The following is a 25,379-nucleotide window of genomic DNA, read 5'->3' on the forward strand; positions in this document are numbered from 1 at the left end:
CGCTCCGGCTCCGCAATTTCAAGGAGTTTTTTTTGCGCCAGCGGGCCGAGATCGGCACGAGCAGGCCCACGCCGGCGAGTTTCTCCTTGAACTTCTGGGTGGGGGCGGGAGGCGTCGGCGCGGGGCCTCTCGCGAGCGTGGGGGAGGGCGGCGGCCGGGAGTTCCTGCGCTAGGGAGCCGGGGTGGAGGAGGCGGCTGAGGCGCCCTGCGCCCGCTCGGCGACGGCGGCCGCGACGGAGGTCACACGGCGTGAGGCGGTCACGTCGGCGGCGGCGCGCTCCGCCGCGATGCGGGCCAGCCGGGCGTCGATGGCCGGGTAGAACGCCGACGCCCACACGCGGTAGCCGTCGTCGTTGGGGTGGAAGAGGTCGGCGGCCGAGTTGCGGAGCGTGCGCACGTAGCCCTGCTTGCGCGTCGTCGCGTACAGGGGAGCGACGGCGAGGCCGAGCTCGTCGGCGACCCGGCGGACGATGACGTTGGCCTCGGCGACCTTGCGCTCGAGGTCGGGCAGCACCATGAAGGGCATGTCGGCGACGATCGCGTGCGACGGGAGCGCACCGTAGATCGCGCGGATGTTCTTCTCGAACTTCTTGGGGGTGAAGTCGGCGATGTCGTTCGCTCCGATCGAGACGGTCACGACGTCGGCGGGCAGGTCGACCAGCCGCGGCAGCTGGTTCAGCCTGCACAGGTGCGTGGTCGCTCCGGCGACGCTGAGGTTCTTGACTCCGACGGTGCCGTGCGTGGTGCGGCGCATGTGCGCGGCGATCCGCCCGACGTAGCTGCGCCACGGCTTCGACGCCCCGATGCCCTGCGCCGCGGAGTCGCCCAGCGCCACGTAGTTCAGGGCCCCCTCGCGGGCGAACCGCTCGCGCCACCACTTGGAGTTGACGGGCAGCGTGCTGTTCAGGACGTCGGCGGCGCCCTGCCGGCGCTTCATGAAGCGGCGGTACGCGTATGTTCCTGCAGCCGTCGCGGCGGCGCTCCCGCCGACGGCCCCGAGCACCCGAACCACCACAGCAGACTTGGTCATGACGGCACGATACGCCCGAACCCCAGCGATCAGATGCGCAGGAACTCCCCGCCCCACCCAGCCGATTCGGCCCGGCTTCGAAAATGTACTAAACTCTCTCCCGGTACCGTGTCCGAGCGGCCGAAGGATCATGTCTCGAAAACATGTGTGGGGGTTAACTCCACCGTGGGTTCAAATCCCACCGGTACCGCCACAGAAAACCCTCGTTCAGGCGGGGGTTTTCTTCTTTTTGCAGATGGTTCTGGTGCACTGATGTTGCTGATTCCGAGCCGCAGCGATCGCACCCCCTGCGAGAGACGCCTTCGCGCTGACGCAGATACTGAGTTTCGAAGGCCGAGACATAGCCCGTCAGGCGTTTGAGCCCAGAGCCAACAGCACGACCCCTCGCCGCCGGTCAGCGCTGAACCTTCGAGGCGGGCGGCTGGTGTCTGAAGCCGGGGTTCGGATGCTTGTCACGCAACCCATCGGTTCTAATCCATCCCACCGACCGACATTCCGACCGCGCTACATCAGGGCCTACCGTGTCCCGCGAGCATGCGCCGAAAGCAATCGCCCGAATCTCGTCGCGGTCGACGGTTATGAGACTGTCGATTCGGCCGTGCTCGCGTTCCGAGCGGCGTGCCTGGCTTGGTGCCGATAGAGGGTCGGCCGACTCCAGCCGACAAGGCTGGCAGCCTTCTCGGCGGTCTTTCCCTCCGCTCGAGCTGCGGCCACGATCGCCAGCTTTTCCGCAATGACGGCCGGATCGCCCTTGGGCCGGCCAAACTGCGTGCCGGCCTCCTGGGCGACGGCCACGCCTGCTCGGACTCGTTCGACGATGAGCTCGCGTTCGTACTCGGCAAGGGTTGCGAGCATGTTCAGCATCAACCGTCCCGTGGTGGTGGCCGGGTCGATCCCGTCCGAGATTGACCGCACCTAGATACCTCGTTCACGGAGCCCCGAGACGGTGTTGAGGACATCGAGCAGCGATTGGCCAAGGCGGTCGATGCGCCAGACAACGAAAGTGTCGCCGTCAGTGGCGTGCTCGACAAGCTTTTGCATTCCGGGGCGGTCGGCCGCGTTCTTCCGACCGGACGTGACATCGGAAAAGATGTCCCGTTTCTCGACCCCTATGGAGAGGAGCGAGTCGATCTGGAGTTGCGAGTCCTCGTTGGTGGTGCTGAGGCGGGTGTAGCCGAGAAGCCTCGTCTAGCCATCACGTCTCAGAAAACCATAGAAGCGGCTCGACACGACTAAATGCCGCGAGACAACATTCCGAGACAACAGCGTGGTTGGACGAGTCTGGTCATATGCGGTGGAGTGGCGTCAATCGTCGTTGATCATCGATGGGCTGGTGAGACGTCTCGTAAATCTTTAGTTTTTCAAGACATCGGATCTGCGTGGGTGGGTCCGGCCGGCCTGCTGGTGAGTGGAGGGTTGTTTACGAAGTCGCGCGCTGCGGACCTGCCGGCCACAGGTTGACCGATTGGTAGTACTCGGTGGCATCGGCTGTCTCGGTGAATTCGAGGAGATTGCCGACCTTGCTCGCGAGGACTTCACGTACTTCGGCTGGTGTGGCGAAGAAAAACTCCTTGCGTGAGTTGGCCTGGTTTAGAGCTCGCGTTGAGAAGTGTCGGTGGAGTTCGGTTTCGAGGGTGACGGCGTCTTCGGAGAAGTAGATCGTGTGAATGTCAAAGCGGAAGGGGACGGAAGCGCCGCCGAGTTCATTGACTCGGTCCGTTGGTTCGAGTCTGCGGGTTAGCCCAATTTTGACGACGCCTTCACCAAAGGCGCCGCGGTTGGAGATGACGTAGACGTAGCCGGCACGAATATTCGCGGCCCGGTAATCGTTGTCGGTGATGGCCTGGTCAATGTCGGCGAGTCGCCGTATCAAGTCGGGATCAGTGGTGCCGGCACCCTCCAATGTCTGGAGTGTTTGCAGCAGCAGGGAGCGTTCTTTGTCGAGTTGAGCGCGCTGTTCGGCGAGTTCCTTTTCTACGCGGCGTTCTTCGCGCAGTCGGGCGCGTTCTTCCCGTTCTCGTTCTTTCTCTTCCTGTTTCATCATCAGCCAGTCCGCGGTCAGTTCGATCTCTTCGAGGCGGAGCGCGTGGTAGCTGTCGCTGATGCGCATTTGCATCATCGTGCCAAGGCGGGCGATGGCTTCTCGGGATGATTCGAGGCGTCGCTTCGCGGTCTGGACGTTGCCGACTTTGAGGGTGCGAATGCTGTTTTCGGATTCAGCGTTGTAGGCCCGGAGCATAAGTTTTGAGAGGTCGTCGCTCATTTTCCGGCCGCGGGCAAGGGAATTGTCGAAGGAGAACATGTTCGACTTTTCGATCGCGTGCCCATCCCGCACGAGCGCAGCGGCCCGGGCTTCGACGTCTCGTAGCCGGGGCAAGTATGCGGCCGCGTTCTCGAGGGGGTGGTGGTAACGGTAGATGCCGACTTCCTGCAGAACCACCTGGTCGTTTAACTGGACGAGCTCGGGTGGGGTGCTAGCGCGCTCTTGGAGTTGCTGGCGAAGAATCGCGTTCTCCGCCTCCAACTCTGCGATCCTTCCGTCCGGGATGGGTGCCGGTCGTGGCGCGATTCGGGGCGGGCGGGTCAAGTCAATGGGTTTGTTCATCCGGGGAGGGTCCACCGTCGGAACGGGCGAAGGCTCAACCGGACTGGTTATGTTTTCGGGCTGGGTATCGATCCATAGCTGCCAACCTGCGGGTGGCTCAGCCCAATCGGCAGGCGGCGTCCACCCCGCAGGGGGTTTCCATCCTGCCGGGACAGGGGGCCAACCGGGTGGTGGGTTGAAGCGCCGGTTGTCCGTCACGAGCGGCGAATACCTGACGTGTCGACGGTTGTGAGAGCTGAAGGGTTCTTTGAGACAGCAGCTCCGAGATGTTGCAGCGTCGCTGACGGGACCACGCCGGCGAGGTCGAAACTCATGAAGAGATCCCGAGGAGCCGTGACCGCGACGAGGGGCAGAAATGTGTCTCGGCCGGTAGCGGGGTCCTTTGTTCGGGGACCCACTTGGAGGGAGATGGCTTGAATGATTCCGCGGCGGTCCGCTTCGAAAATCTCGTGCATCGATCGAAGCGCCACCTGGTGCAGGGCGCTGGAGTACCGGTTATTAGCGTCCGTCTTTGACAACGCCGTTTCCGCGATTTCATCGCTGGCTTTGACGTACCGGTAGGTCTTGACCGTGGCGAGAGCATCGGGCGCCGGCACGATAACCGTGAGTTTCAGCTCTGCCGTCTCCGGTTCGAACTCCGCCTCGTGGACTACCTCGAAACTCGGTGGGTAGACCGAGTTCGCCAGGACAATACCTACATACTCCTGGACGGCGTCGACAACTCCGTAGCCCAGCCCAGCGATGAGTGTGTCGATCGCGGAATTGTGCTCGACGGCCTCTTGCTCCCGAAGGCGGCATTCAGCGTCGTACTGCGCCGTCGCCGCTTCAAGCATGTCGAGCCTTGTTCGCTCGAGAGCGGCGTGCTGATTTGCGAGCTGCTCTTGACGTCCTGGCACGGACGCTTTGAACGCTTCCCACTGCTGCAAGGCTTCCTGGTATTCATTCCACGCCTGCTGGCGCACTTCTTCATGCTTTTTCTTCTTACCGAACAGCCCCTTGGGGACCTCGGGTTCCGTGAATACCGGAGGTTCCGAGATGTTGATCGGTTCGGGCTGAGGCCGAGGGGTCTGTAGTTCCGGCCGCGGAAATGGCGGATGCGACACCTGCTTCTTCAGCGCCTCTAAATCGACGAAGTCGTCGACGGCGAGGGTGGCTTTCAGTAGCCCGTCGATTTCCTCGTACTGGTAGGCAAGCTCATCGTTCAGTTCCTGAACCTCGGCCTGCCGAGATTCGACATATGCAGCCTGAGCTTCTTTCTCCGCCCGCTTGCGCTCCGCCTCGGACGTGCGAATGGCCGCGGCCGTCGCGCGGGCTTGCGATGCTTGCGCGCGCTGAGCTTGCGCGCGAGCCGCAGCCTGCGCGCGTACTGCTTGATTAGCCCGCGTCTGCGCCAACCGCTGCTGATGTTGAAACTCTGCCAGGAACCCCCGCCGGTGAGCCATTCCTACCTCCATGTAGAACCCAAGTGATCTAAGCTCACTGTACCGACCACCAGTCGGCCGCATCGATTTGGAGCCTCAAGCTGGGCAAACGTGCGAAAGTCATGCAGCAGGCCGCGGCCAGCGAGATCCTCGGATTGTTCGCGGGTTCCTGGGTTCCGACCCGGTGGCTGAAGACCATCAGGATCCCGTTTCTGCCGCTGTCACCGCGCTTCGTCGCGCAGGTCGTGCACGCGTCGGATCTCGCGGACGCGTTCTGGCGTGCGATCGACCGTCGCGCCGGCGGCGCGTTCAACATCGCGACGGAGCCCGTCGTCACACCGAACCTTGTCGCGTCCGTGCTGGGCACGCGGGCAGTCCCCTTCCCGTATCGGGTGATCCGTGCCGCCGTGACGGTCGCGTGGCGGCTGCGGATTCTGCCGGTGGATGCCGGCTGGGTCGACATCGCCGCAAAGGTCCCGGTCATGAATACCGACCGAGCCCGCACCGTTCTGGGGTGGGAACCGAAAGTGTCAGCCGATACGGCGCTTGCCGCTCTCATTACAGGTCTTGCCGAGAGGTCCAACGTGCCCGCATCCGACCCCCTTCGAGGCCGGCCCTCCCGCTGAGACCACAACACTGCAGACCATGATCACTCCTTCGAGATCCGATGCGCTGAGACTGGCCGCCGGATCGCCCATGTCCACGAGAAGAACGGCGACCCCGTCGATGACATTGAGATGTCATTCAAAACATTCTCGCGTCGGGCACAGCCAATCCGGGCCCGCTTGGGCACCGACCGTCAGCTCCTCCGGAGAAGTGTGACTGTCGCTTCGTCCGGCACGCCGTGGAACCATCGATCGAGCACCTGGGTAAAGACGGCGTCGTCGGTGGCCGCCGCGAATAAGGTCATCGACGATCGCAGCTTGACCGCATCGGTGCCACCCAAGACGGCGTCCGCCGAAGCGCCGGGGGCGGTGAGCATGGTCTTCGCGCTCTCTCGCAGCCGAGCTCCGAGGACAGGATGCGCGGCGTATGCGCGCGCCTCTTCAAGGGAGCGGATCGCGAAACGTCGCGCGGTGGCGCTGCGGCCAAGCCCAGCGACCTGCGGGAAGACGAACCACATCCAGTGGGAGACCTTCCGGCCCCGGGAGATCTCTCCGAGCGCGACCGAGTAGGTCTGCCCATCGTTTTGAGCGTCGACGAACCGAGCAAGGTCGAACGGGTCAGCATCGGCCACGGAACTGTTCGCTGTCATTCGGGGGCGTCGTCGTGCCAGAGCGTGGCCAGGATGCTGGTCTCCAGTGCGGCGAGTAGCGACGCGGCGTCATCGAACACCTCGATGGCCCCGGCCTGCCGCAAGAGGGCTTCGCCAGTGCCCCCGGACAGGAGGCCGACACCGCGGACGCCCGCCTTGGTGGCAGACCTCATGTCCCAGACGGAGTCGCCGACCATGATCGCGCCTGCCGCCTCCACCCCGCCCTTCTGCAGCGCCACCGAGATGATGTCCGGTTCCGGCTTGGCCTTCTCGACGTCCTCGGACGAGGCGACGGCGTACGTGTTCTCCTCGATATGGAGGATGTCCAAGATCCGGTCGAGCTCGTTCTGCGGGGCTGAGGTCGCCAGCACCACCCGGGTGCCGTGCGCGGCAATCGCCGCGACCAACGCCTCCGACTGATCAAGGACCTGCAACCTCGGAGCAAGCTCTCCGAGCCGTTCATCGTGAAGCTTCTTCGCCGCGTCCTGCACGGCTTCCGGCGCAGTCCCCGCCAGGGTATCCATCAAGACGCTGGAGTCCGCACCGATGACCTGTTGGATCCGCCAGGACGGCACGGTCAGCCCCGTCGATGTGAACGCATGGTCCCACGCCTCGACGTGGAGGAAGTTGGAGTCGACGAGGGTGCCGTCGAGATCGAATAGCACTGCAGTAGGACGAGTCACGACGGGACACCAATCAGAGACAGGAACACGGCAAGGGCTGGCACACGCCACCCTCGGGGATCCGTCCATGAAACGCCCCTTGGCATTTTCCGGCCGGGATGCAACAGGGGTTCTGCGCCGGTGTCCGGCACATCACCAGCGCCGCGAGAATCTGGTCCCAGATAAGAAATGCCTCACGGTGTCGAGCCGCTTGGTCGTTCTTCAGGGAACGCCAGCCGCGAGCTCGCCGTCACCAGGGGACGACGCCCTCGTCATCGAAGAAGCCGCCGCGGGGTCCGTCGTCGGGCAGGGTCGCGAGACGGATCGCTGTCGCTGCACCCTGCTCGGGCGTGCGGTCGCCGGCGAAGCCGTTGAAATCGGTGGCGACGAGGCCCGGGCACGCGGCGTTGATGATGATCGGCGTCTCCGCGAAAGCGCGGGCGTACTGCACGGTGATCCCGTTGAGGAACGTCTTCGACGGCGAGTACGCCGCCATGATCGGGCCCGGCTGTCGCCCGAGCGAGCCCATGCTGCTCGAGGCGTTCACGATGCGCGGCGATGCCGCCTTCTCGAGCAGGGGGAGCAGCGCGTTCGTGACCCGGATGACCCCGTACACGTTCACGTCGACGACGGAGCGGACCGTGTCGAGATCGAGGGTCGTGGGATCCTGCGCCCAGGTGACCGGGTCGAACGGGCCGGAGACGCCCGCGTTGTTCACCAGAACGTCGAGCGTGCCGAAGCGCTCCGCGAGGTCGGCGGCTGCGGCCGCGACGCTCTCGTCGCTGGTCACATCGAGCTCCACGCCCTCGGCGTCGATGCCCTCCGCGCGCAGAGTGGCGACTGCCTCGTCGAGCGACTGCGCGTTCCGGGCGCCCAGGATCACGCGGAGCCCCTTCTCGCCGAGGCCCTTCGCGATGGCATAGCCGATGCCCTTGTTCGCCCCGGTGACCAGGGCGGTCGTCTTCGTGGCTGCGGTGTCGTGAGCTGTCGTGTCGGGGGCTGTCTGTGCGTGGGTGTCGGTCATGTCGTCCATCGTCGGTCGTCCGGGCTGTCGGCGTCCAAGGCCGATCCGGCACCCTGTGATGCCGCACGGGCATCACAGACGTAGACTCGCGGCGTGGACGACCTCGAGACCCGTGAACTGCGCTACTTCGTGGCGGTCGCGGAGCGCCTGCACTTCGGGCGAGCCGCCTCCGATCTCGGGATCGCGCAACCGGCCCTGTCGCGGGCGATCCAGCAGATCGAGCAGCGGGTCGGGGTGCCGCTTCTCGATCGCGATCGACGCGGTGTCCGTCTGACCGCTGCGGGAGAGATACTCCTGCGGGAGGCGCGGACCGCGCTCGACGGGGTGTCGGCAGCCGTGCGGCGGGCACGTCGGGCCGGGGCTCCGGTCCGAAAGGTGGTGCTGGCGACGAAGGCCGGGTCGTCGCACGAGTTCCTGCAGGCGCTGCTCGATGCGAACGCGGCCGACAAGAGCGCCGCGCCGATCGAGGTGATGCTCTGCGAGATCGGCGAGCAGCAGGGGCTTCTGCTCGACGGAAGCGCCGACGCCGCGATCCTGCACCGGCCGTTCGACGACTTCGCCGGGATCGAGGGCGACGACCTCGACACCGAGGCGCAGGTCGCCATCGTGCCGGCGTCGCACCCGCTCGCTTCGCGGCTGTCGCTGACCATGGCCGAGGTGACGCATGTTCCCGGGCTGCCGATGGCGCGGTGGCCGCTGGTCGGCGGCGGCTACGCGGACGGACCAGGCCCCGAGGTGCACTCGCAATCCCAGCTGGCGCAGCTCGTGGCCCTCGGGCAGACGCTGCTCGTGATTCCCCGCTCGAGCCGCGCATGGCAGTGGCCTGAGCACGTCGCCGTCCCCGTGCTCGACGCGCCGCTCGCCACGACGGTGTTCGGCTGGCCGACCGGCCGTCTGACACCGGACGTCGCGCGGCTGCGGGCGACCGCCCTGCGAGTGCACGAGTCGGCGGCTCTGACGGCGTAGGCGCGGCAGCCAGCCGACGCGAAAAGCCTCCGGAGGGCTCCGGAGGCTTTTTCGTTTCTGGCGGCGCTGGGTCAGCGGGCGACGCTGCGACCCACGACACGGGTGTAGATGAACAGGACGATGATGGCGCCGATGATCGAGCCGATGATGCCGGCGGGCTGGAAGAAGCCGTCCATCGGGTCGTGCTGGAAGATCAGGAAGCCGAGGAATCCGCCGACGAACGAGCCGATGATGCCCAGGATGATGGTCTTCAGGATTCCGAGGCTCTGACGGCCGGGGATGACGGCGCGGGCGATGAAGCCGGCGATGAGGCCGACGATGATGAGGCTGATGAGGAGGCCGATCATGAGATTCTCGATTCTCTTGTGCGGGTCGGAATCGACCCGTCTGGCCTTTCGGCGTGGACTCAATCAACCACCCCTCGGGGTGTGCCGACACACCCCTGGGGGTGGAATAGTGAAGTCATGCCAGCCCAGGTAGCAACCCGACCCATCACCGTCGCTCTCATCGACGACTACGACGTGGTGCTCAAGGGCCTGGCCCACTTCTTCGACGACTTCCGGGATCGGGTGATCGTGGCGGAGATCGACGCGAACGCCTCCCTCTCTGACACGATCGACATCGTCCTCTACGACTCGTTCGCCCAGCCGGAGTCCGATCAGGTCGAGATCCGCGCCCTGCTGGCCAACCCGAGGGCGCACCGGGTGGTCGTCTACACCTGGAACTTCCAGCCCGAGCTCATCGAGACGGCACAGCAGCTCGGCGTCCACGGGTACCTGTCGAAGACCATGACGCCCGCCCAGCTCGTGGAGGCCCTCGAGGCCGTCCACGCGGGCGAGACGGTGATCAGCCCGCCCACGAGGCGTGCGCCGAGCGCGCCGGGCCTCGACTGGCCGGGCCGCCTCCAGGGCATCACCGATCGGGAGTCCGAGATCCTGGCCCTGATCACCCAGGGCAAGAGCAATGCCGAGGTGGCGCAGCTCACCTACCTCAGCCCGAACACCGTCAAGTCGTACATCCGCTCGGCCTACCGGAAGATCGGCGCGACGACGCGGACCCAGGCGGTGCTCTACGGGGTGGCGAACGGCTTCGCTCCCGATCACCACCGCATCGACCACTGGCTGGGTGGCCCGTGAGTCGGTACCGCTGAGAGCCGAAGGGCTATTCTGGCGCTGAGTCGGGAGATCGGAGGTCGCCGTGCTCATCGATGCCGGACATCAGACCGACGACATCTCGGAGGCGGAGGACGCGGTCAATCGCGTGTACCGGAAGGCCCAGCTGCGGTCGCCTCAGGCGCCGTTCCTGTTTCGCCAGCGGGTGGTCGGAGACGAGCGGGCCACGATCGCGAAGTTCGTCGTGAACGCGCCCTCCGATTTCACTGTCGACATCGAAGGCGTCCTCGCCGTGGGCATGTGCGCCGGGGGCGACTACCGGGCGACGACGAACGGCAGGCCTGTCGATGTCGCGCGGCCGTTCGTCCTGGAGCCGGGTGTCGCGCGGTCGTCGTCGGAGTACCACCGACTGGCCATGGTGAATCTCGATGCCGCGGCTCTGGCGGCCTACGCCGGGGGAGAGGCCGGGGCGGCTCTCCGGGTCGGATCTCCGAGGCCCTTGACTGCAGACAGCGGCCTTCATTGGAAGCGCCTGGTGGCGCACACTCTCGACGTGTTCGCGAGTCCGGAGCTCCTCGGCAGCGACCTCGTCCGCCGTGCCTCCGTCGATCTGCTCTTCGCATCGGCCATCACCACCTTCGGCATCACCGTCGCTGATGCGGCACCGGGATCGCGGGAGCACTCGACTCGACCGAGCGCCGTCGACCGTGCGATGCGCTACATGGACGACAACACGGCCGCCGCCATCGGGGTGCAGGAGATCGCCGAGCACGCCCGCATGAGCGTTCGGGGCCTTCAGGCCGCGTTCCGGCGCACAGCGGGCATCACGCCGCTGGAGTACCTGCGAGGCGTGCGACTCGCCGAGGCGCACCGGGAACTTCTCGCCTCGGACCCGCGCGACGCGACGGTCACGCAGATCGCGCAGCGCTGGGGCTTCACGAACATCAGCCGGTTCAGCAGCCTTCACACGCGAACGTACGACGAGTCTCCCCGCGAAGCTCTGACTCGCTGAGCCCGTCGGTCGAGACTCGCGCCCGCACAGGGAGTGGACGCGAGACGATGCCGCTGGACACCAGACGCACATCTTCGTCGCCCTTGCCGACTAAGGGGGGGCGTGCGGGCGCGAGGAGGCGTCGCCGATCGCCATGATGAGAGTCCCCCGGCTCTTCGAATCAGGGATCCGGGAAGAGGGGCGAGGGACTCACCAGCCCTCGCCCCTGTCTCGCGCAGTATCCACGCGGCGCAATGGCGGACCCCGACCGATGCGTCCGGCAGACTGATCCCGTGGGGAACAACAGCACGAAGAAGCGACGCGGCAAGGTCGCCGGCAGCAGCCCGTCGGCGAGCATCATCTTCTTGTCGGCGGTGATGCTCTTCGTGAGCCTGATCGGCGTCGCGTCGCAGGGTCCGGCCTACTTCCACGATCGCGACGTGCGCTCCGAGGGGGCCGGCGCCACGGGTGTCGTCACGGAGGTCGTGCACTACACGACGCACTCGCGGCACGGCACCCACGAGCACTACTACCCGGTCATCGCGACGACGATCCGAGGCGTCGACGCGACGACGAGGACGAAGGCGTACAACGTCAGCAACTCGTCGGAGTTCTTCGTCGGCCAACGCCTCGACGTCGTCTACGACACCCGCGACCCATCGAGGGTCGTACCCGACTGGCCGGGCGCCAAGCGCGACATCGTCGTCAGCTTCTGGTTGCTCTCAGGGCTCGGGATCGCCGCCGTCCTGGCGATCGCCGTGACGCTCGTGGTCCGCCGCGTCCGGCGGACCACGAAGCGGTAGCCGCCGGGGTCAGGGGCGCAGCAGGATCTTGCCCGCGCGCCCCGGCTCGAAGTTGGCCGCGCTGGCGGCGCGGGCCTCGTCGAACGAGTAGGTGGCCTCGACGGGCAGGGTGATGGTGGAGTCCTGGATCCTGCGCACCAGTTCGCCGAGGAGCTCGCCGCGCTTGGCGGGGGCCATGCTCGAGCTGACGGTGCTGCCCCAGAAGCCCTTGACGGTGGCCTGCTTGAAGATGACGTCGCCCGACGAGATCTCCATGACGGGCGACTGCATCGCGCCGAAGACGACGAGGGTGCCGTTCACGCTGAGGAGCGAGAGCACCTCGCCGCTGGCTGGGCCGCCGACGGAGTCGACTCCGGCGAGCACGGGAGCGCCGCCGACGATGGCCGCCACCCGGTCGCGCCAGCCGTCCGAGTCGGTGGCGACGACGTTGCCGATGCCCTGCGCCTCGAGCTCGTCGACGCCCGCTGCTCGGCGGACGAGACCCACGACGTTGATGCCGCGCGCCACCGCCAGCTGGGCGACCATGCGCCCGACGGCGCCGTTGGCGGCGTTCTGCACGAGCCAGTCGCCCTCGGCGAGATCGAGCGAGTCGAGCAGGGTGATCGCACTGAAGGGCATCGAGACGAGCTGCGATGCGACCTCGTCGGCGATGCCGTCGGGCACCGGGATGAGCGCTGCTGCCTTGGCCACGAAGAACTCGGCCCAGACGCCGAACGTCCCGCCCGTCGCGACGCGCTGGCCGACCTCGACGCCGGTGACGCCGTCGCCGAGCGCTTCGATGGTGCCGACGGCCTCGGTACCGGCGCGGGCGGGCAGGTCGGGCTTGAAGCCGTAGGTGCCCCGGATGGTCCAGAGGTCGTGGTTGTGGATCGGCGACAGGACCGTGCGCACGAGCACCTCGCCCGGGCCGGGGGTCGGCGTCTCGACATCGTCGACGGTGAGGACTTCGGACGGCTCTCCGAAACGGGTGTGCACGACTGCGCGCATGGTGATCTCGACTCTCTGTTCGGTGTTCGGCCTCGAGTCTGTCACCGCAGGCTGGGGCGCAAGCTGAAGGTGCGGGGCCCCGCGCTAGGGTGGCGCTGACGACGACGTTCCAGGAGGCAGCACCCGTGATCGGTCCCATCCGCCTCGCCCCGAACCAGCCGGCCGCCCGGCCGTACAAGGGCGGCGCCGGGATCCTCGCCCTCCGCGGAACGGGCTCGACCGACGACCACGCCCCGGAGGACTTCGTCGCGTCGGTCACGACGACGCACGGCAGCGACACGGTGGGCCTGACCGTGCTCGACGACGGCCGCACCCTGCGCGACGCGATCGCCGCCGATCCGGTGGCCTACCTCGGCCGGGAGCACGTCGACGCGCACAGCGCCGACACCGGCCTGCTGGTCAAGCTGCTGAGCACGGGCGAGCGGCTCTTCAACCACGTCCACCCCGGCGGCGCGTTCGCGGCGGAGCACCTCGGCTCGCCGCGGGGCAAGACGGAGGCCTGGTTCATCGTCGACGCGGGCCCGACCGGCGAGGCGACCGTGTGGCTCGGGTTCAGGAATCGCGTCGACCCCGCCCAGGTGCGGCGGTGGGTCGACGCACAAGACGGTGCAGCCCTCCTGAGCCAGCTGCACGAGATCACCGTCCGGCCCGGCGATTGGCTCTACGTGCCCGCCGGGATGCCGCACTCGATCGGCCCCGGGGTCACCCTCGTCGAGCTTCAGGAGCCGAGCGACCTGTCGATCATCCTCGAGTACGCCCCGTACCCGCTGCTCGATCCGGCGGACGCCTTCCTCGGCCTCGACGTCGACACGGCGCTGCAGGCCGTCGACCTCGAGCCGCTGCCGGCCGACCGGCTCGGCGACGTGCACGGCCGGCCCGACGACGGCGCACGGTCGCGCCTCTTCCCGCCGGCGGCCGACGCCTACTTCCGTGCCGAGATCATCGCGCCGACGGAGCCCGTCGCGGTCGATCCGGGCTTCGCGGTGCTGGTCGTGCTCGACGGAGACGGCCGACTCGACTTCGGCGACGCCGACACGATGCCGCTGACCCGCGGCGACGTGCTGCTCGTGCCGCACTCCGCCCGGGTCACGACGATCGACGGGGGCGTGCGGGTCGTGCGCTGCTCGCCGGCGGCAGCCTAGGGGCAGCGGGCGCAGGAACGGGCGGCCCGCCGACGGGCCGCGAGTTCCTGCGCCCTCAGGCCCCGGCGCTCACCCCTCGAACGGCCACACCGCGCGCACCTCGACCCGCCCGAACCGCGCCATCGGGTGCCGGGCCGCCACGTCGAGGGCCTCTGCGAGCGAGCCGCACTCGAGCAGGTCGAAGCCGGCGATCGTCTCGCGGGTCTCGGCGAAGGGTCCGTCGGTGATGAGTGTCTCGTCGCCGCGGACCCGGACGGTCTTCGCGTCGGCCGGCGGGCGGAGCCGGTTGCCGGTGATGGTGCGGCCGTTCGCGTCGTTATCGGCGACCCAGTCGCCGATGGTGTCCTGGGCCGGGTCGTACGTCTCGGCCTCGGGGTCGTCGCAGATCAGGAGGAGGTACTGCATGGGTGAGTCCTTTCGGTGGGGATGGCTGGGGAGTCAGTGCAGGAGCTGCCGCACCTCGACCGGGCTGTAGCGGGCCTCGGCCAGGCGGGCGGCGATGGCCGTCGCACGATCCAGGTCGGCGACGTCGAGCTCGTTCGTGTCGATGAACTCGCCCGACGCCATCAGGTCCCCGATCAGCGCGCCGTGGGCGGCTGTGTATGCCGCCTCGCGCTCGGGCGGGAGCCCGGCCACGAGTTCGGCGTGATCGTTGTGGATGAGGAGGAGGAACTTCATCGGGACTCCTGATTCTGTGCGGGATCCACGGGTTTACGACCTGTGGATAACCCTGTGGGGGAATGTGTGGAACTCGCCGCAGCGCCTGTGGAAAGGCCTGTGGAAGGGCCTGTGGACAACTCGGTGGACAACTCGTCGGCGAGGCGACGGAGCGTCTCGCGCTCGCGGTCATTCCTCGTCAGCTCGGCGGCGATCCCATAGGAGGCGACCGCGGTGGTATGGACCTCGGCGATGGCGGCCTGGAGGGCGATCGTGCCGCGGCCACGGCGGAGGGCATCCGAGCGGGCGAGCGCGGTGGCCCCCTCGGTGATGAGTCGGTGATCCCAGAGTGCGCGGTCCTGATCGTCGAGCAGGATCGCGTCACCTCCCGCCGACACTCGGGCCGCGAACCGCGACGTCTGGAACGCCATCAGAGCGACCAGGCCGTGGACCTCCGGCTCGCGCGTGAACCGCACCAGCGCACCGACCACCCGGGCCGACTCGGCGCGCCACACGTCGACCACCGCTGCCCTCGCGTCCTCGCCCATGTCGGCCTCCCGTCGTCGAGCGGCGGTGCTCACACCGAACCGTCTCACGAAGGCGTCGAACGACATGGTCGCAGATCGACACCGTCGGCGAAATGGTGCGTCACGCGCCCGCCTAGGCTTGACGAGTGACCGACACGACTGCCGAAGACCGCGCCGAGAGCCTCAAAGAGCGCATCTACGTCACCTTCACGAGCCTCGCCGTCGTCGTGGCGCTCCAGTCGCACGCCGACGAGACCTCGCCGGGCACCGCGGCGACGACCCTCCTGATCGCCGTCGTCGGCACGCTGCTCGCCGTGTTCGTCGCCGACCTCATCAGCCACATCACCGTGCACGCGCTCATGCCGACGGCCTCAGAGCTCCGTCACATGGTGTCGGTCAGCATCGGTTCCATCGGCGTCGTCGTCCTGCCGCTGATCTTCCTCGGGCTGGCGGCGCTCGGCGTCCTGAGCACGCCGACCGCGCTGACGGCGGCCATGGTCGTGCTCATCGCGACCCTGGCCCTGGTCGGGTTCCTGGCCGTGCGGCGCGTGCGCCTGCCCGCGTGGCAGAAGCTGATCGTGCTGCTCGCGGAGGTCGTGCTCGGTGTCGTCGTGGTCGGGCTGGAGCTGCTGGCGCACGGCTAGCGGCGCCGCTCGACCTCCGCCACGATCCCGCGCAGCACGGTCCGCATGTACGGCGCCCAGAAGAACCGCACGATGCCGCGCAGCATGAGGCCCGCGCCGGGCTTCGCGAAGAACGTGTACGTCCAGTCGATGCGCGTGCCGCCGCCGTCGGGCGTGTAGAACCACTCGGCCCGAGCGCCCGACACGAGGTGCCCGAACAGCTTCTGGAACTCGCTCAGCTCGTACACGAACGCGCTCGGCCGGTCGACGCGCACGGTCGTCTCGACGACGCTGCCGCCGTCCGACAGCATCAGCTGCCGCGTCTGCCCGACGCCGTCCCACGGCCCGGTCTGATCGCGGACCTCGACCACCGCGGGCAGAGGCCCCGACTTCGGGTAGAAGCCGACGGGGGTCAGTGGCGTCGCGACTCCCCAGGTGTGCTCGAGGGGCGCGGCGGCCGTGGCATGTGCGCTCGCGGTGGCGGATGTGGACATGCAGGGGGTTCGGAGCCGATGCACAGACCGGCAGGCGAGCCGTTCCGGGCGACGGTCAGCCGATGCGTGCAGACTCGATGCATGAGCGCGACCCTCGTCCGACCGAAGCGCGGCACCGTCATCGCCGGTGTGTGCGCCGCCATCGCCGACCGGTTCCGGTGGAGTCGCTTCCTGGTCCGGCTTCTCTTCGTCGTCTCGATCATCCTGCCGGGGCCGCAGTTCCTGCTCTACATCGTCCTGTGGATCCTGATCCCGAAGGCCAAGTGATCGGTGCGAGGTCGTGTCGCCGTCGCGCTGAGCGTGGCGATCGTTCTGGGCGCGACCGGGTCCACCCAGTTCCTGCCCCCTTCTCCCTCCGCGCCGCCCTCGAGAGCCGCGGGCGCAGGAACTGATCCCTCCGCCGCCGGCCCCACCGTCCCGGGCCTCGACGTCAGCGCCTACCAGCACGGCGTCGACTTCGAGGAGGCCTACGCCAAGGGGGCCCGCTTCGCCTACATCAAGGCCACCGAGGGCGTGCACTACACCAGCGCCCGGTTCGCGACGCAGTACACGAAGGCGAAGAAGGCGGGCGTGATCCGCGGGGCGTTCCACTTCGCGAAGCCGAACGTGTCGACCGCGGTCGCGCAGGCGGAGTACTTCGTCGCCGCGCTCGACGGCCTCGGCGGCGGTCGCGTCGACGGCGACACCACCCTGCCGCCGCTGCTCGACCTCGAGTACAACCCGTACGCGGCGGCCGACGGCACGGACTCCTGCTGGGGGCTGAGCCCGAAGCAGATGGTGCTGTGGGTGCGGCAGTTCACCGACACGGTGACGGGGCTGACGGGCCGTGTGCCGCTCCTCTACACGACGACCGACTGGTGGAAGCGCTGCACGGCCGACAGCGGGGTCTTCGACGGCACGCAGCTCTTCCTCGCCCGGTACGTCTCCGACGTCGCGGGCGGCGCCGGCGACCTGCCCGCGAGCTGGCCGTCGTGGACCATCTGGCAGTACACCAGCACCGGCAGCCGGTACGCCGGGATCACGACCGGCAAGAAGGACGACACCCCCGCCTCGGACGAGGACCTCTTCGCGGGCACCCTCGACGAGCTCCGCGCGCTCGCCCGCCTGCAGTTCGACACCACTTCGGGGCTGGTGCCCGGGCCGGGTCCGCTCACCCACGGGTGAAACGACTCTTTCACCCCCGGCACGGGGGTGTTGTGCTCGCCTCGCCCGCGGGTGATAGTCGAGGAGTCGTATTCCACTCAGATCGGACCCCGTCGTGCTGTCTCTGCTCCACTCTCTCGCTCTCCCCTTCTTCCGGGGGCGTTTCGCGGGTGTGGGGGGCCGGCTCACGCTGCCGCGCCCGGACGACGCCCCGTGGGCGCACGCGCCCGGCGTCGACCCCGACCGCATCCTGATCTTCGGCAACGGTGCAGCCGTCGGCTGGGGAGTCCGCAGCCACGACCTCGCTCTTCCGGGTCAGCTCGCGCGCCAGGTCTCGAACCTCACCGGCCGCGGCAGCGACGTCGACCTCGTCGCCGATCCGACGATGATCACGGCGACCGCCACCCGTGCGGTGCCCGTGGCGCGCCTCGTGTCGTACGACGCGATGGTCGTCGCCCTCGGCCTGAGCGATGCGCTCCGCATGACCTCGCCGGCCCGGTACGAGAGGGACCTCCGCGGACTCCTCTCTCTCCTGATCGCGCACCGCCACGAGGGAGCCGAGATCGCCCTGGTCGCGATCCACCGCCCCTCGTCGCTCGGCCTGTTCTCGCTCAAGAAGGGCAGCGCTCTCGACCGCCACGCCGATCGTCTCAACGCGATCGGCGCGTCCGTCTGCGAGAGCCTCCCCGGCGTCCGCTTCGTCACGATGTCCGATCACGCCGGCGACGCGACCGGAGACGCCCTTCGCAGCACCAGCGCCACCGACCTCTTCCGCGGCATGGCCTCGACCCTCGCGGCCCACCTCGTCGAGCCGCTCGACGCGCAGTTCCAGACGGGTCGCGAGGCCTGTCCCCTTCGCACGTCGCCGCAGAGCGACGAGGACCGCCTGCGCGCCATCCACCGCCTCGGGATCCTCGACTCGCCGGCCGAGAAGCGCTTCGACGACATCGTCGAGCGCGCCCGCATCCTCCTGGCCGCCTCGGGCGCCGCATTCTCGGTGGTCGACGACGACCGGGTGTGGAACAAGTCGATCTCGGGCGACGGCGTCGTCGAGTTCCCGCTCCGCGGTGCCATGTGCGCCGAGACCATCCGAGGGACCGGCCCGTTCATCGTGCCCGACGTCTGGTCGGACGACCGCTTCGTCACGCACCCGTCCGTGCGCTTCTACGCCGGCTACCCGATCGAGGGCCCTGGCGGGCTCCGCATCGGCGCTCTCTGCGTCACCGATCCCCAGCCTCGCCTCGCCGACAGCGTCGACCTGGTGCTCCTCCGCGAGCTGGCCCTGGCAGTGCAGCGGGAGCTGGCGCAGAGCGTGGTCCCCCTCCACGCCTAGCCGCTCGCCTCCCCAGACGCATCGAGCCCGGCCGCGACGTAGTCGCGATGCATCTCGGCCTGCTGCAGCGCCGACCACAGCGTGAACCCGTCGAGGCTCGCGAAGCCGCCGGTCCAGGTGAGACGCGATGCGAGCTCCCAGGTGCTGAGGCCCGGCGACGCGGCCTCGAGCCCGGCGACCTCGCGCGTACGGCGGAGGTGGTGCTCGGCGCAGGCCCGGGCACGCGGGCCCAGGCCCGTGAAGCGGTAGCCGTGGCCGGGGAGGGCCTCGAGTTCCTGCGCCGCCTGCTCATCGAGCGACTCCACCCGGTCGATGCTCGCGAGGAAGTCGGCGAGCGGGTTCGTGCTCGAGGGCCCGCCGAGCCCCAGGCCCGAGACGGTGATCGGCAGCACGTGGTCGCCGGTGAGCACGAGGCGGCGGTCGGGCTCGTAGAGGCAGAGGTGTCCGGGAGTGTGCCCCGGCGTGTGGACCACCCGCAGGTCGAACCCGGCGATCTCGAGGCGGTCTCCGTCGGCGAGCAGCCGGTCGACCTCCGGAGCGACGACTGCGGGCGCGGCTTCGGCCACCGCTTCGAGCGCAGGAACTCGCGCCTCCGGCACGCCCCACCCCGCCGCCCGCGACCGCGCGTCCGCCGGGGTCGGCCTCCCGTCGGCGAGCCTGCGCACCGCGGCCGCCTCGGCCCCGTGCAGCTGCACCGCCGCTCCCGTCTCGGCTCGGAGGCGCTCGGCCATGCCGAGGTGGTCGGCGTGCAGGTGCGTCGCGGTCACCGTGGCCACGTCGGCGGGAACGGCGCCGATCCGCGTCAGCGCGTCGACGAAGCGGACCCAGTTGTCGTCGGTGCCGGTACCCGGGTCGATCACGTGGAGTCCGCGCTGCGCATCGCGGACGATGTAGAGGAGGGAGGCGGGGAGGCGCTCGCCGGGCATCGGCTGGCCGAGGGCCCAGACGTCGTCGCGGACGGCCTCCAGCTCGGGGGCGCCGCCGCGCTCGAAGGCGTCGAACTGCGCGGTACTGGTGGGCTGCACGTCGCCAGAGTACGAGCACGCGGACGACAGGTGTCAGGAGCCTCGCCTAAACTCGGCGGAATGGACTTGTTCACGCCCGCCGCCTTCGGCGATCTTCAGCTCGCAAACCGCGTCGTCATGGCTCCGCTCACGCGTCTCCGCTCCAGCGAGAGCGGCGTTCCCGGCCCCCTGGTCGTCGAGTACTACGCGCAGCGCGCCGGCTTCGGCCTCATCGTGAGCGAGGGCGTCTGGCCCGTGCAGGAGGGCAAGGCCTACCCGGGCCAGCCCGGCATCGAGACCGACGAGCAGGTCGAGGCCTGGCAGCTCGTCACCGCCGCCGTCCACGCGCGGGGCGGGCAGATCGTGCTCCAGCTGATGCACGGCGGTCGCGTCTCGCACACCGAGATCACCGGCACGGACCGCATCGTCGGCCCGAGCGCCGTCGCCATCGACGGCGAGGCGCACACACCCGTCGGCAAGAAGGCGTTCCCGGTTCCGCACGCGCTCTCGACCGACGAGCTGTCGGAGGTCCGCGACCAGCTCGTGCTGGCCGCCCGCAACGCCATCCGCGCCGGCTTCGACGGCGTCGAGGTGCACTCGGCCAACGGCTACCTGCTGCACGAGTTCCTGTCGCCGGTGTCGAACGCGCGCGACGACCAGTACGGCGGCAGCCCCGAGAACCGCGCCCGGTTCGTCATCGAGGTGACGAAGGCGATCCGCGAGGCGATCGGCGCGGGCCGCACCGGCATCCGCATCTCGCCGGCGCACAACATCCAGGGCATCGCGGAGGTCGACGAGGCCGACGTGCACGCCACCTACGGCGTCCTCATGGACGCCCTCGAGCCGCTCGGCCTCGCCTACGTGTCGATCCTGCGCGCCGACCTCGACAGCGAGCTCGTCCGCGACCTGCACGAGCGCTTCGGCGGTGCGTACATCGTGAACTCCGGCTTCTCCGAGATCACGACGCGCGACGAGGCGATCCACCTCGTCGAGGCGACGCACGCCGACGCAGTCGCGATCGGCCGGCTCGCGATCGCCAACCCCGACCTCGTCGAGCGCTGGGAGTCCGAGGCCGAGGTCAACGAGCCCAACCCCGCGACGTTCTACGGCGCGGGCGCCGAGGGCTACACCGACTACCCCGTGCTGGAGTCGTCGCGCGCGTAGTGCGATAGGACGCAGGAAGGTCAGGCGGCCCCGTCGAACCCCGCCGCCAGGGCTGCGCCCGCGCGCTCGAGCGCGGCCTCGCCGTGCGCGATCGCGGCCTCGACGGATCCCTCGAGCTCGGCGAGGGCCACCGCGGCGACGAACTCGTCCGTCCGCGCGTCGATCGATCCGGCGACCAGGGCTACGGGCACCCCTCGCGCGTGCGCGAGCCCGGCCACGTGCGAGGGCAGCTTTCCCTGTGCCGACTGGGCGTCGTACCTGCCCTCGCCCGTGATGATCAGGTCGGCGCCGTCGAGGGCGGCCTCGAGGCCGACGGCGTCGGCCACGACGCCCGCGCCCGGCTCGAGCGTCGCCCCCCACGCGAGCAGGCCGAACGACGTGCCGCCCGCCGCGCCCGCACCGGCCGCCTCCGCCGACGCCGGGAGCAGCCCCGCGTAGTGGGCGAGCCCCGCGTCCATCGCCTCGACGTCGTCGGCCGTCGCTCCCTTCTGCGGTCCGAACACCGCTGCAGCGCCGTCCGGCCCGAGCAGCGGGTTCGCGACGTCCGACACCACGATCGCACCCCGCGTCGGCACCGCCAGCATCGCGGTCAGATCGACGGACGCGAGGTCGGCGAGCCCTCGCGCGCCCGGTCGGATCGGGTTCCCGTGGGCGTCGTCGAGCCGGGCGCCGAGCGCCTGCAGGGCTCCGGCACCGCCGTCGGTCGAGCAGCTGGAGCCCACGGCGAGCAGGAGGCGGCTTGCGCCGGCGGCCAGCGCGTCGGCGATGGCCTCGCCGAAGCCGCGTCCCGTGGCGTCGAGGGGGAGGAGGCCGCCCTCGCTGAGCAGGGTGATGCCGCTCGTCGTCGCCAGCTCGACGACGGCCGTCCCGTCGGGGAGCATCAGCCACGATGCGTCGACGGGGGCTCCGTCGGGACCGGTCACGGTCACTCGGTGCCGGATGCTCCCGGCGACGGACGACTCGAATGCGGCGAGCGTTCCCTCGCCGCCGTCCGCGAGCGGGAGCAGCACGAGCTCGTCATCGCGGCGGCTCCGCCAGCCGCGCGCGATCGCCTCGGCGACCTCTCGCGCCGTCGCGCTGCCCTTGAACGAGTCCGGAGCCACGACGATCTTCATGGTTCGACACTGCCCTATCCGAAGGCTCCACGGTCTCGTGTTCAGCACGGACATCCGTTTGCGCCCGTTCGGACACTCGACCAGGCAGAAACGGCGGCGTACAGGTTCGTCCGCGGTTAACATGAAAAGCGCGCAGCCGAGCCTGCGGGCGGGGGCTGCTGCAAGAGAAAGACGACGGCGATCACCGTGCCGAAAGACTCCACCCCCTCTCCAGAGACGCCGGCCGAGCGCGAGCTCCTCACGTCGCCGCCGCCCCTCGAGAAGCCTCGCCAGGAGCGCGCCCAGGCCACGCAGGCGGCCATCGTCCTGGCCGCGGCGACGATCTTCGCCGAGCGCGGGTACGCCCGCACGACTCTCGACGTCGTCGCGGTCGAGGCCGGCGTGACGAAGGGGGCCCTGTACTTCCACTTCGCGTCGAAGCGCGACCTGGCCAACGCCGTCATCGCCGAAGAGCTCCGGATGACGACAGAGAGCGCCAGGGAGATCCTCGACGCAGGAGCTCCGCCCGTCGAGACGCTCATCCGCCTCAACCGCAACCTGGTGCAGCAGATCGTGAGCGATGTGGTCGTCGCGGCCGGGGTCAAGCTCACGACCGAGGAGCTCGTGGCGCAGCTCGAGATCCAGGCGCCGTACGCGACCTGGACCGACCTCTACGTCCACCTCTTCCAGCGCGCGATCGACGACGGCGAGCTGAGGGCCGACCTCGACGCCCTCAAGCTGGCGCGCTTCGTCGTCGGCGCCTTCACCGGCGTGCAGCTCGTCTCGAACTCGCTGAACGGGCGAGTCGACCTGTTCGACCGCGTGCGCGAGATGTGGGAGCTCCTGCTACCGGGCATCTCGTCGCCGGACTGCCTCGAGGAGTGCGCAGCGCTGCCCGCACTCATCCGGCACTGACCCCATCTGACCCCGAGCCCATCCGGCGAGCCCCCCGAACGGGTGTCCTCCATTCGGCGGTCTGGAAAAGTACCAGACGGTATGGTTTGATCGTTGAATCGGCACGGAGGGGCCGGCTGGTGTCGGCTCGCGAGGTCGATACCGTGGGGATCAGGCTGCACCGGCTGCGAAGTCGGTGCAGGCCTGGCTCGCGGCGGCGAACTCGCTCTCTCCCCACTGCGGGTCGGCGCGTCGTCCTCTAGGGTCGTCGCATGGACTTCACGGCCCGCCCCACTCTGACCGGCGACCTGGTCACCCTCGCGCCGCTGTCGCCGGAGCACGCCGCGGATCTGGCCGAAGCGGTGGCCGCGGGCGAGCTCTGGACGACCTGGTACGCCACGCACATCGCCGCTCCCGAGACCATGGCAGACGACATCGACGCTCGGCTGGCCCTCCACGCCGCCGGACAGTCGGTGCCGTGGGCGATCGTCGACAACCGCACCGGCCATGCTGTCGGCATCACGACGGTGCTGAACCTCGAGCCGGCCAATCGCCGCCTCGAGATCGGCTCCACCTGGATCGGGCGCGAGTTCCAGCGCACCGGGATCAACACGGAGGCGAAGCTGCTGCTGCTGCGGCACGCGTTCGAATCGCTCGGCTGCATCGCCGTTGAATTTCGGGTGCACTGGCACAACCAGCAGTCGCGGGCCGCGGTCGCCCGCCTCGGCGCCAAGCAGGACGGCGTCCTCCGCAACCACAAGGTCTGGCCCGACGGCACGATCCGCGACACGGTCGTCTTCTCGATCATCGACGGCGAGTGGCCCACCGTCCGGCAGTCGCTGATCCAGCGCTTGGCCGCCGCCCGCTCGCCCCGCTGACTCTCCGCCCGAGGTCGCCGCCGGCCAGCCGAGGCGGCCGGAACCGGACGCTGAAATGCGGTTCAGAGGTAGGTGCGGAGCAGGCGCCAGCGCGCGGCATAGCGATCCAGGGCCACGTCGAACACGAGGCTCTCGCCGGTCTCGGCCGTGGCCTGGAATCGCCACGACTCGCGGGGCTCGGGCGGGTGCGTGATCGCGGGGTCGAATGCGGCCTCGTTCTGCCAGCCGGCCTCGCCGTGCCAGCCGGGCTGCGTCGGGGCCAGCCGAGTGGGGGTGTCGCTCACGCGGAATCGGCGCGCTCGCCACACGATCCGCTCGGGAAGGCCGGTGTCAGAGACCCACACCGTCACCGGTTCGTCGACCCGCGTCATGACGTCCACCCTGCTCCTCTCGTCGAGAAAATCGAACGTATGTTCGATAGGAGGAGAGCGTACGTCGAATTGGTGCGACGCGCCAAACGGGTTTCGAGACGGCGTCAGGAGGCCCGCGTGATCCGGTCGCCGGTCGAGATCTGCCAGAGGGCGACCCCGTGCAGGCCGATCGACTTCGCGTAGTTGGCCCGTGTCGTGAGCGACCGTCCGTCCGACCACCACAGCACGGTCCCGTCGGCGAGCTTGGCGGTCCACTCGCCCTGCGCCGCCACCCAGCTGGCGCGGGTGCCGGCCTTTGATCGCGCCTGCGCCGGCGTGACGACTCCGCCCGATCCGCTCGTCTTCCAGGTGTAGCCGTAGCCGGCGACGCCGAGGTCGACCTTCTTCGCCGGCACCAGGCTCGTGAGCGCGGCGACCGCCTCCTTCATCCAGGGGAGCCCGCCGACGGGGCCGGCCTCGCTGAAACCCGAGCCGTGCTCGTCGTAGGCCATCAGCACGAAGCGGTCGACGTCGGCCGTGAGCGACGGCAGGTCGTAACCCGCCGCTGCATAGGCGTCCGGCGACGTGGACGCCATGAGCGCCATCGAGATGGTCGCCTTCGCCGGCAGGGCGGCGCGCAGCTCGGACACGAACGACACCAGGTCGTCCGAGTTCGCCGCCGACAGGTACTCGAGGTCGAGCTGGACGCCGTCGTAGCCGCCGTGCTCGACCTCGCCTGCGAGGCCCGAGATGACGAACTCGCGGTTCGCCTCGCTCGACAGCATCTTCGTCGCGATCTCGGCGCTGAAGTCGCCCTTGGCCTGGTCGATGTTGTTCATCAGCAGCTCGGCCTTCTTGCCGTCGGCGTGCGCCTTCTTCAGGATCGCCAGCGCCTCCTCGGACGACGCGGCGACCCCGCCCCCCTCCGCGGTGAGGCTGACGCCCGAGATGCCCACGGTGTCGATCGCGGCCGTGTCGCGCGCGAGCGCCTTCAACGTCGCCGCGCTCGCCGTGCCGTAGCCCTCGACGGCCAGGCCGGCCGGGATGCTGGCGGCGTGCGAGTCGGCCGAGCTGCTCGAGCAGCCCGCCGTTAGGAGCAGGGCCACTGCCGCCACCCCGGCGAGCACGACCCTGGAACGCGAGCGATGGTTCATGCGACGAGGGTACTGGCACTACCTCGCGAGCCGCCCCCAGAGCGTCCAGAGCCTCCGAGCCGCCTG

29 protein-coding genes, 1 tRNA gene and 1 pseudogene are annotated in these 25,379 nt (G+C 69.0%); 14 read left to right on the forward strand and 17 right to left on the reverse strand.

Going from position 1 to position 25,379, the window contains the following annotated elements:
- Positions 1-169 precede the first annotated feature (169 nt).
- Complete coding sequence (locus AC07TY_RS12640) at positions 170-1,030, reverse strand: SGNH/GDSL hydrolase family protein (protein ID WP_494785571.1); 861 nt, start codon at positions 1,028-1,030, stop codon at positions 170-172.
- Positions 1,031-1,132: 102 nt separating this feature from the next.
- Between AC07TY_RS12640 and AC07TY_RS12645 the strand changes: the two genes are divergently transcribed.
- A tRNA-Ser gene (locus AC07TY_RS12645) sits at positions 1,133-1,223 on the forward strand.
- Positions 1,224-1,606: 383 nt separating this feature from the next.
- Here the strand turns inward: AC07TY_RS12645 and AC07TY_RS12650 are convergent.
- The 3 genes and pseudogenes from AC07TY_RS12650 to AC07TY_RS12660 form a co-directional block, all read right to left on the reverse strand.
- A pseudogene (locus AC07TY_RS12650) lies at positions 1,607-2,215 on the reverse strand (recombinase family protein); the annotation flags it as partial.
- A gap of 235 nt (positions 2,216-2,450) precedes the next feature.
- Entirely contained in the window at positions 2,451-3,635 is a 1,185-nt protein-coding gene (locus AC07TY_RS12655) for an SNIPE associated domain-containing protein (protein WP_494785572.1), read from the reverse strand.
- 194 nt (positions 3,636-3,829) lie between these two features.
- Positions 3,830-5,089, reverse strand: coding sequence for a hypothetical protein (locus AC07TY_RS12660; protein ID WP_494785573.1), 1,260 nt, complete (start codon positions 5,087-5,089; stop codon positions 3,830-3,832).
- A gap of 89 nt (positions 5,090-5,178) precedes the next feature.
- Between AC07TY_RS12660 and AC07TY_RS12665 the strand changes: the two genes are divergently transcribed.
- Positions 5,179-5,682, forward strand: coding sequence for a Rossmann-fold NAD(P)-binding domain-containing protein (locus AC07TY_RS12665; protein WP_494785574.1), 504 nt, complete (start codon positions 5,179-5,181; stop codon positions 5,680-5,682).
- Positions 5,683-5,855: 173 nt separating this feature from the next.
- Here AC07TY_RS12665 and AC07TY_RS12670 read toward each other — a convergent pair whose 3' ends face one another.
- The 3 genes from AC07TY_RS12670 to AC07TY_RS12680 all read right to left on the reverse strand — a co-directional run bounded on the left by AC07TY_RS12670 (position 5,856) and on the right by AC07TY_RS12680 (position 7,997).
- Positions 5,856-6,293: a DUF1810 domain-containing protein gene (locus tag AC07TY_RS12670; protein ID WP_494785575.1), complete on the reverse strand. Its 438-nt coding sequence runs from the start codon at positions 6,291-6,293 to the stop codon at positions 5,856-5,858.
- Between the two features lie 14 nt (positions 6,294-6,307).
- Positions 6,308-6,976: an HAD family hydrolase gene (locus tag AC07TY_RS12675; protein ID WP_494785576.1), complete on the reverse strand. Its 669-nt coding sequence runs from the start codon at positions 6,974-6,976 to the stop codon at positions 6,308-6,310.
- Between the two features lie 247 nt (positions 6,977-7,223).
- On the reverse strand, positions 7,224-7,997 hold the full coding sequence (locus tag AC07TY_RS12680) for an SDR family oxidoreductase (RefSeq protein WP_494785577.1): 774 nt from the start codon (positions 7,995-7,997) through the stop codon (positions 7,224-7,226).
- Between the two features lie 93 nt (positions 7,998-8,090).
- On the opposite strand from AC07TY_RS12680, the gene AC07TY_RS12685 reads away from it, so the two are divergent.
- The gene (locus tag AC07TY_RS12685) at positions 8,091-8,963 is read left to right on the forward strand and encodes a LysR family transcriptional regulator (protein ID WP_494785578.1); all 873 of its coding nucleotides are present in this window, start codon (positions 8,091-8,093) and stop codon (positions 8,961-8,963) included.
- A gap of 71 nt (positions 8,964-9,034) precedes the next feature.
- Here AC07TY_RS12685 and AC07TY_RS12690 read toward each other — a convergent pair whose 3' ends face one another.
- Positions 9,035-9,310, reverse strand: a complete 276-nt coding sequence (locus AC07TY_RS12690) for a GlsB/YeaQ/YmgE family stress response membrane protein (protein WP_123506802.1) — start codon at positions 9,308-9,310, stop codon at positions 9,035-9,037.
- 117 nt (positions 9,311-9,427) lie between these two features.
- On the opposite strand from AC07TY_RS12690, the gene AC07TY_RS12695 reads away from it, so the two are divergent.
- The 3 genes from AC07TY_RS12695 (at position 9,428) to AC07TY_RS12705 (ending at position 11,869) form a co-directional block, all read left to right on the forward strand.
- Entirely contained in the window at positions 9,428-10,099 is a 672-nt protein-coding gene (locus tag AC07TY_RS12695; RefSeq protein ID WP_488625299.1) for a response regulator transcription factor, read from the forward strand.
- Positions 10,100-10,160: 61 nt separating this feature from the next.
- Entirely contained in the window at positions 10,161-11,087 is a 927-nt protein-coding gene (locus AC07TY_RS12700; protein WP_494785579.1) for a helix-turn-helix transcriptional regulator, read from the forward strand.
- Between the two features lie 272 nt (positions 11,088-11,359).
- The gene (locus AC07TY_RS12705) at positions 11,360-11,869 is read left to right on the forward strand and encodes a DUF3592 domain-containing protein (RefSeq protein ID WP_123506805.1); all 510 of its coding nucleotides are present in this window, start codon (positions 11,360-11,362) and stop codon (positions 11,867-11,869) included.
- Positions 11,870-11,878: 9 nt separating this feature from the next.
- Here AC07TY_RS12705 and AC07TY_RS12710 read toward each other — a convergent pair whose 3' ends face one another.
- Positions 11,879-12,856, reverse strand: a complete 978-nt coding sequence (locus AC07TY_RS12710) for a zinc-binding dehydrogenase (protein ID WP_494785580.1) — start codon at positions 12,854-12,856, stop codon at positions 11,879-11,881.
- A gap of 125 nt (positions 12,857-12,981) precedes the next feature.
- Here AC07TY_RS12710 and AC07TY_RS12715 point away from each other — a divergent pair, with 125 nt between their 5' ends.
- Positions 12,982-13,998, forward strand: coding sequence for a class I mannose-6-phosphate isomerase (locus AC07TY_RS12715; RefSeq protein ID WP_494785581.1), 1,017 nt, complete (start codon positions 12,982-12,984; stop codon positions 13,996-13,998).
- A gap of 69 nt (positions 13,999-14,067) precedes the next feature.
- On the opposite strand, the gene AC07TY_RS12720 is transcribed toward AC07TY_RS12715, so the two are convergent.
- From AC07TY_RS12720 to AC07TY_RS12730, 3 genes are read right to left on the reverse strand one after another with little or no spacing between them, the layout of a single operon-like run.
- Positions 14,068-14,403, reverse strand: a complete 336-nt coding sequence (locus AC07TY_RS12720; protein WP_488625304.1) for a YciI family protein — start codon at positions 14,401-14,403, stop codon at positions 14,068-14,070.
- Between the two features lie 33 nt (positions 14,404-14,436).
- Positions 14,437-14,676: a YciI family protein gene (locus AC07TY_RS12725; protein ID WP_494785582.1), complete on the reverse strand. Its 240-nt coding sequence runs from the start codon at positions 14,674-14,676 to the stop codon at positions 14,437-14,439.
- The gene (locus tag AC07TY_RS12730; RefSeq protein WP_494785583.1) at positions 14,673-15,236 is read right to left on the reverse strand and encodes a DUF6596 domain-containing protein; all 564 of its coding nucleotides are present in this window, start codon (positions 15,234-15,236) and stop codon (positions 14,673-14,675) included. Before AC07TY_RS12730 ends, AC07TY_RS12725 begins: the two co-directional genes overlap by 4 nt.
- A gap of 92 nt (positions 15,237-15,328) precedes the next feature.
- Here AC07TY_RS12730 and AC07TY_RS12735 point away from each other — a divergent pair, with 92 nt between their 5' ends.
- Positions 15,329-15,826: a hypothetical protein gene (locus tag AC07TY_RS12735; protein WP_494785584.1), complete on the forward strand. Its 498-nt coding sequence runs from the start codon at positions 15,329-15,331 to the stop codon at positions 15,824-15,826.
- Here AC07TY_RS12735 and AC07TY_RS12740 read toward each other — a convergent pair.
- Complete coding sequence (locus tag AC07TY_RS12740; protein WP_494785585.1) at positions 15,823-16,299, reverse strand: SRPBCC family protein; 477 nt, start codon at positions 16,297-16,299, stop codon at positions 15,823-15,825. The two genes, AC07TY_RS12735 and AC07TY_RS12740, sit on opposite strands and share 4 nt — an antisense overlap.
- Before the next feature lie 81 nt (positions 16,300-16,380).
- Here AC07TY_RS12740 and AC07TY_RS12745 point away from each other — a divergent pair, with 81 nt between their 5' ends.
- The 3 genes from AC07TY_RS12745 to AC07TY_RS12755 all read left to right on the forward strand — a co-directional run bounded on the left by AC07TY_RS12745 (position 16,381) and on the right by AC07TY_RS12755 (position 18,775).
- A complete protein-coding gene (locus AC07TY_RS12745) occupies positions 16,381-16,566 on the forward strand; it encodes a PspC domain-containing protein (RefSeq protein WP_123506810.1) in 186 nt (61 codons plus the stop codon).
- A gap of 33 nt (positions 16,567-16,599) precedes the next feature.
- On the forward strand, positions 16,600-17,463 hold the full coding sequence (locus tag AC07TY_RS12750; protein ID WP_494785586.1) for a GH25 family lysozyme: 864 nt from the start codon (positions 16,600-16,602) through the stop codon (positions 17,461-17,463).
- Positions 17,464-17,557: 94 nt separating this feature from the next.
- Positions 17,558-18,775 (forward strand): GAF domain-containing protein, encoded by a 1,218-nt coding sequence (locus AC07TY_RS12755; protein ID WP_494785587.1) that lies wholly within the window; start codon positions 17,558-17,560, stop codon positions 18,773-18,775.
- Here AC07TY_RS12755 and AC07TY_RS12760 read toward each other — a convergent pair.
- Positions 18,772-19,800, reverse strand: a complete 1,029-nt coding sequence (locus tag AC07TY_RS12760; RefSeq protein ID WP_494785588.1) for an MBL fold metallo-hydrolase — start codon at positions 19,798-19,800, stop codon at positions 18,772-18,774. The two genes, AC07TY_RS12755 and AC07TY_RS12760, sit on opposite strands and share 4 nt — an antisense overlap.
- Positions 19,801-19,860: 60 nt before the next feature.
- Here AC07TY_RS12760 and AC07TY_RS12765 point away from each other — a divergent pair, with 60 nt between their 5' ends.
- Positions 19,861-20,943 carry an alkene reductase gene (locus tag AC07TY_RS12765; protein ID WP_123506812.1) on the forward strand — a complete coding sequence of 361 codons (1,083 nt, stop codon included), beginning with the start codon at positions 19,861-19,863 and terminating at the stop codon, positions 20,941-20,943.
- A gap of 20 nt (positions 20,944-20,963) precedes the next feature.
- Here AC07TY_RS12765 and AC07TY_RS12770 read toward each other — a convergent pair whose 3' ends face one another.
- Complete coding sequence (locus AC07TY_RS12770) at positions 20,964-22,058, reverse strand: glycerate kinase (RefSeq protein ID WP_494785589.1); 1,095 nt, start codon at positions 22,056-22,058, stop codon at positions 20,964-20,966.
- 186 nt (positions 22,059-22,244) lie between these two features.
- Between AC07TY_RS12770 and AC07TY_RS12775 the strand changes: the two genes are divergently transcribed.
- Both AC07TY_RS12775 and AC07TY_RS12780 read left to right on the forward strand, forming a co-directional pair.
- Positions 22,245-22,952: a ScbR family autoregulator-binding transcription factor gene (locus AC07TY_RS12775; RefSeq protein ID WP_494785590.1), complete on the forward strand. Its 708-nt coding sequence runs from the start codon at positions 22,245-22,247 to the stop codon at positions 22,950-22,952.
- Positions 22,953-23,203: 251 nt separating this feature from the next.
- Positions 23,204-23,809, forward strand: coding sequence for a GNAT family N-acetyltransferase (locus tag AC07TY_RS12780; protein ID WP_123506815.1), 606 nt, complete (start codon positions 23,204-23,206; stop codon positions 23,807-23,809).
- Between the two features lie 62 nt (positions 23,810-23,871).
- On the opposite strand, the gene AC07TY_RS12785 is transcribed toward AC07TY_RS12780, so the two are convergent.
- Positions 23,872-24,189 (reverse strand): DUF6504 family protein, encoded by a 318-nt coding sequence (locus AC07TY_RS12785; protein ID WP_370454108.1) that lies wholly within the window; start codon positions 24,187-24,189, stop codon positions 23,872-23,874.
- 95 nt (positions 24,190-24,284) lie between these two features.
- A complete protein-coding gene (locus AC07TY_RS12790) occupies positions 24,285-25,313 on the reverse strand; it encodes a glycosyl hydrolase family 18 protein (RefSeq protein WP_494785591.1) in 1,029 nt (342 codons plus the stop codon).
- Positions 25,314-25,379: the final 66 nt, after the last annotated feature.

The organism is Frondihabitans sp. GW821-FHT04F02, assembly GCF_059420045.1.

Bases quoted from the DNA above. Each gene is read 5' to 3' on its own strand.
- AC07TY_RS12640 (WP_494785571.1), bottom strand. From the start codon at position 1,030: ATGACCAAGTCTGCTGTGGTGGTTCGGGTGCTCGGGGCCGTCGGCGGG.
- AC07TY_RS12655 (WP_494785572.1), bottom strand. From the start codon at position 3,635: ATGAACAAACCCATTGACTTGACCCGCCCGCCCCGAATCGCGCCACGA.
- AC07TY_RS12660 (WP_494785573.1), bottom strand. From the start codon at position 5,089: ATGGAGGTAGGAATGGCTCACCGGCGGGGGTTCCTGGCAGAGTTTCAA.
- AC07TY_RS12665 (WP_494785574.1), top strand. From the start codon at position 5,179: ATGCAGCAGGCCGCGGCCAGCGAGATCCTCGGATTGTTCGCGGGTTCC.
- AC07TY_RS12680 (WP_494785577.1), bottom strand. From the start codon at position 7,997: ATGACCGACACCCACGCACAGACAGCCCCCGACACGACAGCTCACGAC.
- AC07TY_RS12690 (WP_123506802.1), bottom strand. From the start codon at position 9,310: ATGATCGGCCTCCTCATCAGCCTCATCATCGTCGGCCTCATCGCCGGC.
- AC07TY_RS12695 (WP_488625299.1), top strand. From the start codon at position 9,428: ATGCCAGCCCAGGTAGCAACCCGACCCATCACCGTCGCTCTCATCGAC.
- AC07TY_RS12710 (WP_494785580.1), bottom strand. From the start codon at position 12,856: ATGCGCGCAGTCGTGCACACCCGTTTCGGAGAGCCGTCCGAAGTCCTC.
- AC07TY_RS12720 (WP_488625304.1), bottom strand. From the start codon at position 14,403: ATGCAGTACCTCCTCCTGATCTGCGACGACCCCGAGGCCGAGACGTAC.
- AC07TY_RS12725 (WP_494785582.1), bottom strand. From the start codon at position 14,676: ATGAAGTTCCTCCTCCTCATCCACAACGATCACGCCGAACTCGTGGCC.
- AC07TY_RS12740 (WP_494785585.1), bottom strand. From the start codon at position 16,299: ATGTCCACATCCGCCACCGCGAGCGCACATGCCACGGCCGCCGCGCCC.
- AC07TY_RS12745 (WP_123506810.1), top strand. From the start codon at position 16,381: ATGAGCGCGACCCTCGTCCGACCGAAGCGCGGCACCGTCATCGCCGGT.
- AC07TY_RS12765 (WP_123506812.1), top strand. From the start codon at position 19,861: ATGGACTTGTTCACGCCCGCCGCCTTCGGCGATCTTCAGCTCGCAAAC.
- AC07TY_RS12770 (WP_494785589.1), bottom strand. From the start codon at position 22,058: ATGAAGATCGTCGTGGCTCCGGACTCGTTCAAGGGCAGCGCGACGGCG.
- AC07TY_RS12780 (WP_123506815.1), top strand. From the start codon at position 23,204: ATGGACTTCACGGCCCGCCCCACTCTGACCGGCGACCTGGTCACCCTC.
- AC07TY_RS12790 (WP_494785591.1), bottom strand. From the start codon at position 25,313: ATGAACCATCGCTCGCGTTCCAGGGTCGTGCTCGCCGGGGTGGCGGCA.